Raw genomic sequence first — 12,696 nt, 5'->3', positions numbered from 1 at the left:
TGTCTAGCCTGATATTTGCGCGTTTATACAAGCCATATAATGTTTGACAAAACGCTCACTGGTGATTTCCCACAGCACTTCAGTTCCCTTCGCCGCAAACCACGAGTCACCTTTATGGTACTCAATCATCACCCCTGTTTTGACATCCGTCAGTTTTACTGAACCTTCATGAACTGTTGCCATTTCATCGAAGGGATAAGTCATTTTGAATTTACCTTTAGTGCAGGTAAAAATACCGCACGTCAAATTATCTGTCGGCTCTCCGTGGATCATTGCCCCACTCACTTGTGGATCACCTTCCACGACAATAGAACCAAGATTGGTGACACTGCCGATAGGCATTAATTCAGGAAGTGCGTTATCTAACATTAATGGCTTTATCATAACTTTTACCTTTCAAAATTTACCGTTCAAAAATGGAGAAAAGAAAAACGTTAAACAGAGATAAAATTAAAGGCGCCCTGTCCAATAACCAGAAGCTTGATGCCAAATCTTGCCAGCAGAGAAAAGTACATTTCTCAATTTATCTTTCCCGATAACATTAAGATGTGGAATAGAACTTAGTAGCGAATAACGATCAGATCCTTCGCTCATTCCTTCCGCCAGAATCTTGCAGATAATATGACTCGGAGTCACACCAAAACCTGAATATCCTTGTACATAGAACACATTTTTATGGTTAGGCAGAGAACCAATTTGTGGGAATAGATTGACGCTGCAAGCCATTGGTCCACCCCATGCCAGTTCTATTTTTACATCTTGCAGATAAGGGAAGGTTTTCAGCATGATTTTGCGGTTCCATGCTTTTAAATTAGAAGGAATATACTCAATAAGCTGTGTCGCACTACCATATAGCAGGCGATTATCTTTGGTCACACGATAGTAGTCGATGATAGGGCTTATATCACTGTACGCTCCACGAATCGGGCTGATCTTTTCGATAAGCTCGTCTGACAGTTTTTCTGTCATCAGTTGAAAAGCGTAGGTATTGATCGTTTTTCTGTAGATAGTAGGTTCAAGCCCATTCAAAAATGCGTTACATGCCCACAACATTTTATTGGCTCGAACCGAACCCGTCGCCGTACGTACTGTAACCCTTGGGCCATACTCCACACTCAAAACCTGACTGTTTTCGAAAATTCTGACGCCATATTCCGTCACTGCTTTGGCTTCACCTAACAGTAAGTTAAGTGAATGAACATGCCCGCCCCCCATATGTTTTAATGCACAGGTATAGCGATCTGAGCCGATAATTTTTTTAACATCAGCACCAGCATAAAACTCGATTTCTTCATCGGGAGAAGCCAAGCGAAATTCTTTCAACCAACCTTGTAACGTCTTTTCATGGCGTGGGTTCCAGCCAAGATAAGCATAGCCACGGCAAAAATCAGCCTTAATATCATATTTAGCTATTCGATCACGAATAATTCCTGCGCCCAAGTTGCTGATTTTAAATACGGTTTCTAACCCTTTTTCTCCGATATGGCGTTTGATCTTCTCGAGATCATGACCAATCCCCGTCATTACCTGGCCACCATTGCGGCCGGTACCCCCATATCCCAGTGTCCGACCTTCCAAAATAGCGATATTGGTGATGCCTTTTTCCGCCAGTTCCAACGCTGTATTGATACCAGAGAAACCGCCACCAATGATAACAACATCAACATCCAAGTCTTCTGTCAGTATTGGGAAGCGGAGATCATATTTTTTAGTTGCCGCATAATATGTCAATGAATCTATTTGATTATTCATATTATACCCCGTGAGCATCTGTTTTATCCCCTGACAATTACAGCCAATCAACTGACTATTCTGTGTTTTCAGGGACGTTTGTCACATCCGTTGAATATTGGTTATTCAGATGTATTAACAAAACAATAAAAAACCAAATTATTAATAAGTTAATAATAATTGAATAATCAACTATTCATGCATTTTTATATGTTATATATGAAACATATGTACTTAAAATGCTCAAATCATTTATTGTTTATATGTTAATTAAATCACAAATTCGCAATGCTTAATTAACAATTTATAATTTTTACATTATCGTTTTGTGATAGCCTGCTGAGAAATTTTTTCCTACGGTGAATTATTCTGGGAATAGAGAATTGCACTTGTATCATAATAATTAATTTGTATTTACAACTAATTATCTGGGATAAGTGAGCGTGATTAACAAACCAGCAACGTGAAAGATGAAGAGTATAATCACTGAAAGGAACAAATATGCTACCCAAGAAAATTATCCTTGATTGCGATCCCGGGCATGATGATGCCATTGCTCTATTGCTTGCACACGGAAATCCGAATATTGAGCTACTGGCCGTCACAACTGTTGTTGGCAACCAAACTTTGGACAAAGTAACCCATAATGCTCTTTGTATCGCCCGTATCGCCAACATTCATAACGTTCCTTTTGCAGCAGGATGCCACCGACCACTTGTACGGGAGATCAAAACTGCGCCGGACATTCATGGCGAAAGTGGTCTGGATGGCCCTATCTTGCCTGAGCCAGCAATGAAGTTGGATACTCGTCATGCGGTTGATTTAATTATTGATGTAATCATGAAGAATCCACCCAAAACCGTGACGCTGGTTCCTACTGCCGGTTTGACAAATATCGCCATGGCGGTACGCAAGGCACCCTATATTGTTGAGCGAGTAAAAGAAGTCGTATTGATGGGCGGTGGTTATCACAAAGGTAACCAAAGTGCTGTTGCAGAGTTCAATATTACCATCGACCCAGAGGCTGCTCACATTGTTTTTAATGAGAATTGGCCACTGACGATGGTCGGTTTAGACCTGACACACCAGGCTCAAGCGACACCTGATATTATTGAGGCAATCACCCAGATTAAAACTCATTCTGCCCAGTTCGTTTTAGATGCACTCAAATTTTACGGGGAGCAATATCGTATGCATCAAGGTTTCAACTATCCTCCAGTGCATGATCCCTGCGCAGTGGCCTATGTAATCGATCCAACCGTCATGACTACCCAAAAAGTTCCCATTGATATCGAATTAACGGGAAAATTAACAACAGGAATGACAGTTGCAGATTTTCGTAACCCTCCACCTGAAGACTGTCATACGCAAGTGGCAGTTAAATTGGATCATGCTAAATTTTGGCAGCTAATCATCAATGCCTTAAAAAATATCGGCGAAACAACTTACTGATCACTCAAGCAAGCTGACCGATTTGAATGATCAAACTCATTATCTCCTTTTGACCATTAAAGCAATGTCTGCTTTTCTGACGGTCAAAAGGATTTCTAACCAACTAAGCGGAACCCCATCAGAACAGCACTGCATAAAATCAGAAACAAAGTGGCGTACTGAAAGACTTTATCAGATAAGAGCTTCATCAAGTAATTGGCAAAAGGAATAGCCAACAATGAACCAGCAAACAGCACCAGTGCCAGCTTCCAATCAGTATGACTACCATGTGCATAAGCAAAAGCAGATGAACCAGATAACATCATCGTGATAAAAAGAGAAGCTCCAATCGCCTGTTTAATATTCATCTGCGAATAACGTAACAGCAATGGCAACACAACAATACCGCCCCCCACTCCTGTCGCTCCCAGCACCAATCCGGCACCTGAGCCGGGCAGTAAAAGAGGTTTAATCAGCCCGGACGGCGAATGAGTCTGACTTCCTGATTTTTGCGGTTGCTGTATCCGGCGATAAAAAAGGTAAAGAGAAAACAAGATAGCCAAGACAACCAGCAGATTAACTCCCCACTCAATCTGAACCTTAGCGTGACTTAAATGACTTAATAAAGTGACCCCATAACTCGCCAGTACCGTACCAGGTATCATAATCAGCAGGATCACAAAAGATTGGCGCAGGGGAATATTACCCATACGAAAGTGCATATAAGAAGATGATATTTTCATCAACATTGATAAAAGATTGGCTGTTGCTACAGCGGTCAGTGCATCTAATCCAAAAAAGTAGGTGAGGATTGGCAAAACTATCACTCCACCGCCAACACCAGTAGTGCTGATAATCAAACCAACAACCGCTCCAATTGCAAGCTCAGGGATCAATAACATCATCTTATTTCCGGCTGAAATTTAATCAAAGCTTACCTGCCCACCAAATTCCACACAGCATTGCTCAATAATATGACAAAAACAAATATCATATTCAAAAACTGAATAAGAATGCCAATACCCTGTAACAAGCAAAATTGCAATATATCCGATTGATGTCGCGTTGCAGCGCGTATGTCTTGAAAGAAAATCCCCAGTCACATAGATAACTATGTGACTGGGGTGAGTGAGTGTAGCTAACAATGCTGCTGCCTGAAAGACAAGGAGAATATTGGATATGTCTGAGCGGCTTTAATGGGGGAGAGATATCGCCTCAAAATCAAACAATTCATTTAGTTCAATCTGCAATCCATTGGCGATTACATAAATAATTTCTAAGGTAGGATTTCTGACACCACGTTCAATGCCGCTGACATAGGTTCTATCCAATCCACATTTATCGGCAAAAGCCTCCTGTGACATTCCTGCTGCTTTCCTGAGATGTCTAATTCTTTGCCCAAAAAGGGATCTGATGTTGTTCGATTTTTTCATCCGATAAGTATCGATTCGTGTTACTTATCCGACCACGGACTATGAGTCACGTTTCAATCTGAGTTATGCTATGATATGTGACTTATAGTCTACTGATTAATTACTAACTTTTTAATTGAAAAAATGATAGATAATTGGAGATCCCAAGAATGGAAAAAAAAGACTGGCATTCCGCTGATATCATCGCTGAACTGAAAAAACGTGGAACAACATTGTCAGAGGTATCACGGGATGCAGGACTGGCATCATCAACTCTTGCCAATGCATTGCAACGTCACTGGCCAAAAGGTGAACGTCTTATTGCAACTGCGTTGGAGCGCACGCCAGAAGAAATATGGCCGTCGCGCTATGCAAAAAAATGAACCAAAATAGAACCCAGCGTAATGCTGGGTTCATTCATCAATAATCAGCTCGCTAGCTTCAAGCCTATAATCCCCAAGACAATCAAAGCAAGGCTAAACACTCTGAAAAAATTTGCTGATTCCCCCAGTACCATTATGCCGAAAATTGCTGTTCCCACCGCACCAATACCAGTCCATACAGCATACGCAGTGCCTACTGGTAGATTTTTCATGGCATAAGCCAACAACCCCACACTGGTAACCATTGCACTAATTGTAATCAAACTCGGTATCAAACGTGAAAAACCTTGGGTATATTTTAGGCCTACCGCCCAAACCACTTCTAATAAACCAGCAATGAGAAGGATCAACCAAGACATGATTTTCCCTTTATCTGATGACAAATGGGGTCGTCCCCAATGAGATGACGTTTATCCGGGCCGTCCCAGATAACGATAAGAAATGAAAAAGAATTATAGCCATCCCCTTTAATGGCTTCAATGATAACGTCTGGTAGAACACAATAAAAAAACCGCAGCCACTAGACGAAGAGGCTACGGTTTTTCTAGAATAACAAAACTCGATTATTTTACGCGAGAAACGTATTCGTTAGAACGGGTATCAACTTTAATGACTTCACCGATCTGTACAAACAGAGGTACTTTTACTACCGCACCAGTGCTCAAAGTTGCTGGTTTACCACCAGTACCTGCGGTATCACCTTTCAGGCCCGGATCGGTATCAATTATTTCCAGTTCAACGAAATTTGGTGGAGTGACAGCGATAGGACGACCATTCCACAGAGTCAGAATACATTCTGCCTGATCGATCAGCCATTTTGCATTATCACCAACGGCTTTCTCATCCGCAGCCAGCTGCTCGAAAGTTTCGTTGTTCATGAAATGCCAGAACTCACCGTCGTTGTACAAATAAGTTAGGTTGGCATCCATGACATCTGCACTTTCAACAGAATCTGTTGATTTAAAAGTTTTTTCTAGCAATTTACCAGAAATCAGCTTACGAATACGAACACGGGCAAATGCCTGACCTTTACCTGGTTTAACAAATTCACTGTCAAGAATAGCGCACGGCTCGCCATCTAACATGATTTTAAGACCTGAACGGAATTCATTGGTACTATAAGTAGCCATGGAGATCCTCTAATTTTTAACAAAATGGCTTAGCCAAAAAATGGCACACATTATAACCCATATTCACCCTGTCAGAGAAGTCTGGCTAAAACAACTTGCGGATGTTATTACTGATCCCAGTGAGTTATTACAATTATTATCCCTGAACACGCATGCAATACTAAAAGAAGGTACTGAAGCAAGGCGTTTGTTTCCTCTGCGTGTGCCAAGAACGTTTCTCACACGAATGAAAAAAGGTGATCCCCGTGATCCTCTGTTATTGCAAGTCCTGACTGCCCGGGAAGAATTTGCTACAACCTCTGGTTTTTCCACCGATCCATTGGAGGAACAGCAAAGCGTTGTGCCTGGCCTGTTGCACAAATATCGCAATCGGGCCTTGTTATTGGTAAAAGGAGGATGTGCTGTCAATTGCCGTTATTGTTTTCGCCGTCATTTCCCTTATGAAGATAACAAGGGCAATAAAAATAACTGGCAAATTGCATTGGATTATATTGAACAACATCCAGAAATTGATGAAATTATCTTCTCTGGAGGTGATCCATTAATGGCAAAAGATCATGAGCTGGATTGGTTAATTAGCCGCATTGAATCCATTCCTCATATTAAACGATTACGGATCCATACACGCCTGCCAGTTGTGATCCCTGATCGAATCACGCTTTCACTGTGTAATCGTTTAGCCCTGTCCAATTTGCAGGTCATCATGGTGACCCATATCAACCATGCAAATGAAATTGATGATGCCGTTCGAGAAAGCATGATACGACTAAAACAGGCCGGAATAACACTGCTAAATCAAAGCGTGATGTTACGTGACATCAATGATAATGCTGATACGTTAGCTGATTTAAGTAATGCATTATTCAACGCGGGGATTTTACCTTACTACATCCATGTTCTGGATAAAGTTCAAGGTGCAGCCCATTTTCTGGTAGGTGATGAAGAAGCAAAAACCATCATGCGGGAATTATTGACGAAAGTATCTGGTTATTTGGTTCCGCGCCTGACAAGGGAAATTGGGGGTGAACCCAGCAAAACACCTCTGGATTTAGGGTTGAAGCAAGACCAGTGATATTAAACAACCCACGGATCACTGATTCTGGTTAATGTCATTTCTTAAAATTTTCAGGAATGGGCAACGCACAGAAACCAAACGTACATGCGAATCTGGTTTAATAAGATGTTTCTTAAGCATTGCCCAAACCGACTTATCACTGACCCCATCGATTTTTCACATCCACATACGGATAACAACACCGTCTCATCTACGGGGCTATATCTTTTATTTTTCAGTCAGTAATGACTAATTTATTGAAGTTAATATGACTAAGGGCATTTATAGACCTGACCGACCATTTTGCTATCAAGAGGTACAAAGCTACCCAGCAAATTTTCAGATGGACTATTTACACCATAAATAACGTTTCCACCAATTTCAGCGGCTTTATTGCGTAAATCATTGGCGGCACTACGCATAGAACTGCCCTCATTGCTGATCCCATTGAGCCAATTGCTTTGAGTACCCGCAATTTCACCTAACCGCTGACATTCACTGCCTGGTTGAGCATCCACAAAACGCACATTAGCGCCAGCATTGGTTAATTGATGATTTGTTGTACAGCCTGCCAGCAACAGTACTGATGCTCCAAGCCAAATTTTAATTCTCATAACTTCCCTCATTGGTTATAGGAACTTCTACCATAATGATAAATATATCCTTTTGAATTCAATTAAGACAAAAAATAAAAAGGCGAGCAGTTTTTTCTGCTCGCCTTCAAAGTTTTTATCCTATCGGATGGGTAATTCCATCGGCAGGATGAACAGCATTACATCATGCCGCCCATTCCACCCATACCGCCCATGCCACCAGCTGCACCTAAGTCAGCTTTGTCATCTTTAGGCAGTTCAGTCACCATGGCTTCAGTGGTAATCATCAGGCTAGCGATAGAAGCTGCGAATTGCAATGCAGAACGGGTTACTTTGGTTGGATCCAAGATACCCATATCGATCATATCGCCGTACAGTTCAGTTGCCGCGTTATAACCGTAGTTGCCTTCACCTGCTTTCACGTTGTTCACAACAACAGATGGCTCTTCTCCAGAGTTGTCTACGATCTGACGCATTGGCGCTTCCATTGCACGCAGTGCAACGCGAATACCTACGTTCTGATCTTCATTATCGCCGGTCAGTTCAGAGATAGCACTGGCAACACGCACCAGAGCAACACCACCACCAGCAACAACGCCTTCTTCTACAGCTGCGCGAGTTGCATGCAGAGCATCATCGACACGAGCGCGTTTTTCTTTCATTTCAACTTCAGTTGCTGCACCAACTTTGATTACAGCAACACCGCCAGCCAGTTTAGCTACGCGCTCTTGCAGTTTTTCACGGTCATAGTCAGAAGTTGATTCTTCGATCTGCTGACGAATTTGAGTAACACGAGCAGCAATCGTGCCTTCTTCGCCTACACCATCAATGATAGTTGTAGTATCTTTGTTGATAACAACGCGTTTTGCCTGACCCAGATCTTCCAGAGTTGCTTTTTCCAGCTCCAGACCGATCTCTTCAGAGATGACAGTACCGTTGGTCAGAGTAGCGATATCTTGCAACATGGCTTTACGGCGATCACCGAAACCTGGTGCTTTAACCGCAGCCACTTTCACGATGCCACGCATGTTGTTAACAACCAAAGTTGCCAGTGCTTCACCTTCCACATCTTCAGCGATGATCATCAAAGGCTTGCTTGCTTTAGCTACGCCTTCCAGAACTGGCAGCAGTTCGCGGATGTTAGAGATTTTCTTATCAACCAACAGGATGTATGGATTTTCCAGTTCAACAGAACCTGATTCTGGTTTGTTGATGAAGTAAGGAGATAGGTAACCACGATCGAACTGCATGCCTTCAACAACATCCAGTTCGTCTTCCAGACCAGTACCTTCTTCAACGGTGATTACACCTTCTTTGCCGACTTTGTCCATCGCTTCCGCGATCAGTTTACCTACAGTTTCGTCGGCGTTAGCAGAGATTGTACCAACCTGCGCAATAGCAGTGGAATCAGAGCAAGGTACGGACAGTTTTTTCAGTTCTTCAACGGCAGAAATAACGGCTTTATCGATACCGCGTTTCAGATCCATTGGGTTCATACCAGCAGCAACAGCTTTCAGACCTTCGGTGACGATAGCTTGAGCCAGTACGGTTGCAGTAGTCGTACCATCGCCTGCTGCATCGTTGGCTTTAGAGGCAACTTCTTTAACCATCTGCGCACCCATGTTTTCGAATTTGTCTTCTAATTCGATTTCACGCGCTACAGATACACCGTCTTTAGTGATAACAGGTGCACCGAAAGATTTATCCAGAACTACGTTACGACCTTTAGGACCCAGAGTTACTTTAACTGCATCAGCCAGTACATTTACGCCGCGCAGCATTTTGCTGCGAGCATCATTACCAAATTTTACGTCTTTAGCTGCCATTGTGTCTTTCCTTTAAATTCATTCAATTAAGAAGATCTAAGCGCAAGATATTCAATTACGCTTCAACAATTGCCAGAATGTCGCTTTCAGACATGATCAACACTTCTTCATTATCGATCTTTTCTGTTTTAACGCCGTAACCTTCATTAAAAATGACGATATCACCCACTTTTACATCCAGCGCTTTCACTTCCCCATTTTCAAGGATGCGACCATTGCCAACAGCCAGAATTTCCCCACGGGTAGATTTGCCCGCAGCAGAGCCGGTCAGAACAATCCCGCCAGCGGATTTTGATTCAACTTCTGTACGTTTGACGATAACGCGATCATGTAATGGACGAATTTTCATTGAGAGATCTCCTATAAATAAAGTCCATATCAGGTAAGAGGATTGATACCAGAACCCAACAGAACCAGTACCATGAAGCTACAAATTGGGGCTTAAGACCAGTACTTCAAGGGTGGATGACAAAAATATTTTACTTTTTTCTTATCCACTGAAATTTTAGCCAAAACAAAAACAACTAACTTTTGTCGTTCGAATTGCCATATTCGCCGTTTTTTTTCTGATCAGCTGATTTATGCTCATCCAATGTATAGGAGGCATCATCCCGCCTGCGTTCATATTCCCCTTCAAAAGTTTGCCCATTCTGACCTGAATCACCACGATGGTTTGAGCCATAAAAAGTATTCGGGCGGTAAAGTTTGATATGAGGTAATAACTTGGCTGTTATAAGTTTCTGTACGGGAGAGAGCAACAGCAGCAATCCGCAAAAGTCGGTAAAGAAACCGGGCAGTATCAGCAAAAATCCTGCTATTACCAAAGAAACACTTTTAACGGCTTCTTCCGCAGGGCTTTCACCTGCCGCAATTTTTTGCTGCATAGACATAAAATTCTTGATGCCCTGATTACGTACAAGAGACACACCAAGACAAGATGTAAGAATAACCAGCAACAGAGTCAACAAAACCCCGACTTCGGAGGCAATGCGAACAAACAGGACAGACTCAATGTAAACCAGCAGGCATATCAGAATAAGTGGGAGCCAACGCACGTGGTTCTCCTTTCATTATTTAGTCCACATTATTTATCATTCACATTATGTGAAATCAGACAATATGGGATTAGATCACGTAATGTGGGGGTAACAGTAACGGTTTTCAATACTTCGGATACTTAACTTTCCACACAAGTAATCGTGACTTCGGTCACACATATGTTATTTCATTAATAAAATAGCACTATAAAGTGATCCAGGTTCAAGGCATTTCTAATAAATCAACATATGATCGCGCCGACAATTTCGTGATAAGTGATTAATATCATGCCAATTGTTGCCGGCAACGTTAATTCTCAACAAACACGTAATAAAACAGCAAAAAAACGTATCTAATTTAAGAAGGTTCTCATGTCAAACAACATTCGTATCGAAGAAGACCTGTTAGGTAAACGAGAAGTCCCCGGTGAAGCCTACTACGGTATTCACACTCTACGTGCGATTGAAAACTTCTATATCAGTGACCGTACCATCAACGATGTCCCTGAGTTCATCCGTGGCATGGTAATGGTGAAGAAAGCAGCAGCACTGGCGAACAAAGAACTTCATACTATCCCTGGAAAAATTGCGGACATTATTGTCAAGGCATGTGATGAAGTTCTCAACACAGGCAAATGTATGGATCAATTCCCTGTTGATGTCTTTCAGGGTGGCGCTGGTACTTCACTGAACATGAATACCAATGAAGTATTGGCAAATATCGGCCTAGAATTGATGGGTTATCCAAAAGGTGAATATGAGTATCTGAATCCCAATGATCACCTGAACAAAAGCCAGTCAACCAATGATGCTTACCCTACTGGTTTCCGTGTTGCTGTCTATAACTCAATGATGCAATTAATTGATTCTATTGAGTTGCTGAAAGCAGGCTTTGACAAGAAAGGCGTTGAATTCGACGACATCCTGAAAATGGGCCGTACCCAGCTGCAAGATGCTGTTCCAATGACTCTGGGACAAGAATTCCGCGCTTTCTCCATGTTGCTGAAAGAAGAAATCAAGAACATCACCCGTACGGCAGAACTGCTGCTGGAAGTAAACCTTGGCGCAACGGCTATCGGTACAGGCTTGAACACGGCTCCAGGTTACCAGAAATTGGTTGTTGAAAAACTGGCCGAAGTCACAGGATTACCTTGTGTTCCAGCAGAAGATTTGATAGAAGCGACTTCCGACTGCGGCGCTTATGTTATGGTTCACGGTGCGTTGAAACGTCTGGCTGTTAAGATGTCCAAAATTTGTAACGACTTGCGTCTGCTTTCTTCTGGCCCTCGTGCTGGCTTGAATGAAATCAATCTGCCAGAATTGCAGGCTGGTTCTTCCATCATGCCAGCTAAAGTAAACCCAGTTGTGCCAGAAGTTGTAAACCAGGTTTGTTTCAAGGTTATTGGCAATGATATTTGCATCACAATGGCAGCAGAAGCAGGCCAGTTGCAGCTTAACGTTATGGAACCAGCGATTGGTCAGGCGATGTTTGAATCTATGACCATTTTGGGCAACGCATGCCGCAATCTGGTTGAGAAGTGTATCGACGGCATCACTGCTAACAAAGCAGTATGCGAAAGCTTCGTATTCAACTCTATCGGTATCGTGACTTATCTGAACCCATTCATTGGCCACCATAATGGCGATATCGTAGGCAAGATCTGTGCTGAAACCGGCAAGAGCGTTCGTGAAGTTGTGCTGGAACGCGGTTTGCTGACCGAAGCTGAGTTAGATGATATTTTCTCCGTTGAGAACCTAAAACATCCAACTTATAAAGCAAAACGTTTTGATGACTAATTAAATAATTATAATAACGAAGTCGTCTTAATTATTGAGGCACGCAATTCCAACCGGAAGCGTGCCTTTTTAATTCATCATATGAATCATTCTATTTTTACTTTCTCAACCTTAATAATGAACAAATATATTTTTAATATTCACAATAAGTAATATTTTACTTATAAAACAATAAATATAAGTGAATATTTTAACTATATATTAATATTGTGTTGTTTAAATTCAAAGCGTTATAATAAAAATCATTACATAACGACATTTATTGTTTAGTTACAAAAATAAAAAATATTGTATTATCAACA

The 12,696-nt window shown here is 41.8% G+C and carries 14 protein-coding genes; 4 read left to right on the top strand and 10 right to left on the bottom strand.

Translation table 11 applies throughout. The features are described from left to right. Window positions 1–3 precede the first annotated feature (3 nt). Both AC5JQI_RS15800 and AC5JQI_RS15795 read right to left on the bottom strand, forming a co-directional pair. On the bottom strand, window positions 4–384 hold the full coding sequence (locus AC5JQI_RS15800) for a cupin domain-containing protein (RefSeq protein WP_237385376.1): 381 nt from the start codon (window positions 382–384) through the stop codon (window positions 4–6). Between the two features lie 66 nt (window positions 385–450). Beyond that, window positions 451–1,752, bottom strand: coding sequence for an NAD(P)/FAD-dependent oxidoreductase (locus AC5JQI_RS15795; protein WP_493912848.1), 1,302 nt, complete (start codon window positions 1,750–1,752; stop codon window positions 451–453). 480 nt (window positions 1,753–2,232) lie between these two features. On the opposite strand from AC5JQI_RS15795, the gene uriH reads away from it, so the two are divergent. Further along, a complete protein-coding gene (uriH, locus tag AC5JQI_RS15790; RefSeq protein ID WP_493912847.1) occupies window positions 2,233–3,183 on the top strand; it encodes a uridine-preferring nucleoside hydrolase UriH in 951 nt (316 codons plus the stop codon). Between the two features lie 95 nt (window positions 3,184–3,278). Here the strand turns inward: uriH and AC5JQI_RS15785 are convergent, their stop codons facing one another. Both AC5JQI_RS15785 and AC5JQI_RS15780 read right to left on the bottom strand, forming a co-directional pair. Continuing rightward, window positions 3,279–4,064, bottom strand: coding sequence for a sulfite exporter TauE/SafE family protein (locus tag AC5JQI_RS15785; protein ID WP_493914709.1), 786 nt, complete (start codon window positions 4,062–4,064; stop codon window positions 3,279–3,281). A 291-nt stretch (window positions 4,065–4,355) separates the two neighbouring features. Beyond that, a complete protein-coding gene (locus AC5JQI_RS15780) occupies window positions 4,356–4,526 on the bottom strand; it encodes a helix-turn-helix domain-containing protein (RefSeq protein ID WP_323855777.1) in 171 nt (56 codons plus the stop codon). A gap of 218 nt (window positions 4,527–4,744) precedes the next feature. Here AC5JQI_RS15780 and AC5JQI_RS15775 point away from each other — a divergent pair, with 218 nt between their 5' ends. Next, window positions 4,745–4,957, top strand: coding sequence for a helix-turn-helix domain-containing protein (locus AC5JQI_RS15775; protein WP_092551339.1), 213 nt, complete (start codon window positions 4,745–4,747; stop codon window positions 4,955–4,957). Window positions 4,958–5,001: 44 nt separating this feature from the next. Here the strand turns inward: AC5JQI_RS15775 and sugE are convergent, their stop codons facing one another. Next, on the bottom strand, window positions 5,002–5,316 hold the full coding sequence (gene sugE / locus AC5JQI_RS15770; RefSeq protein ID WP_092551336.1) for a quaternary ammonium compound efflux SMR transporter SugE: 315 nt from the start codon (window positions 5,314–5,316) through the stop codon (window positions 5,002–5,004). A gap of 204 nt (window positions 5,317–5,520) precedes the next feature. After that, window positions 5,521–6,087, bottom strand: a complete 567-nt coding sequence (gene efp, locus AC5JQI_RS15765; RefSeq protein ID WP_237385380.1) for an elongation factor P — start codon at window positions 6,085–6,087, stop codon at window positions 5,521–5,523. Between the two features lie 40 nt (window positions 6,088–6,127). Between efp and epmB the strand changes: the two genes are divergently transcribed. Beyond that, complete coding sequence (gene epmB / locus AC5JQI_RS15760) at window positions 6,128–7,159, top strand: EF-P beta-lysylation protein EpmB (protein WP_493912846.1); 1,032 nt, start codon at window positions 6,128–6,130, stop codon at window positions 7,157–7,159. A 254-nt stretch (window positions 7,160–7,413) separates the two neighbouring features. Here epmB and AC5JQI_RS15755 read toward each other — a convergent pair whose 3' ends face one another. From AC5JQI_RS15755 to AC5JQI_RS15740, 4 genes are all read right to left on the bottom strand, one after another. After that, entirely contained in the window at window positions 7,414–7,755 is a 342-nt protein-coding gene (locus tag AC5JQI_RS15755; RefSeq protein WP_237385382.1) for a DUF4156 domain-containing protein, read from the bottom strand. Window positions 7,756–7,913: 158 nt separating this feature from the next. Continuing rightward, window positions 7,914–9,560 (bottom strand): chaperonin GroEL, encoded by a 1,647-nt coding sequence (groL, locus tag AC5JQI_RS15750; protein ID WP_323855782.1) that lies wholly within the window; start codon window positions 9,558–9,560, stop codon window positions 7,914–7,916. 55 nt (window positions 9,561–9,615) lie between these two features. Continuing rightward, on the bottom strand, window positions 9,616–9,909 hold the full coding sequence (locus AC5JQI_RS15745; RefSeq protein ID WP_323855783.1) for a co-chaperone GroES: 294 nt from the start codon (window positions 9,907–9,909) through the stop codon (window positions 9,616–9,618). Between the two features lie 175 nt (window positions 9,910–10,084). Continuing rightward, a complete protein-coding gene (locus AC5JQI_RS15740) occupies window positions 10,085–10,615 on the bottom strand; it encodes an FxsA family protein (RefSeq protein ID WP_237385384.1) in 531 nt (176 codons plus the stop codon). A gap of 354 nt (window positions 10,616–10,969) precedes the next feature. On the opposite strand from AC5JQI_RS15740, the gene aspA reads away from it, so the two are divergent. Beyond that, on the top strand, window positions 10,970–12,394 hold the full coding sequence (gene aspA / locus AC5JQI_RS15735) for an aspartate ammonia-lyase (RefSeq protein WP_493912845.1): 1,425 nt from the start codon (window positions 10,970–10,972) through the stop codon (window positions 12,392–12,394). Window positions 12,395–12,696 lie beyond the last annotated feature (302 nt).

The organism is Xenorhabdus sp. XBWT (assembly GCF_059072735.1).
The sequence above is the reverse complement of the archived record's forward strand: the minus strand, read 5'-3'. Positions and strand labels throughout refer to the sequence as shown.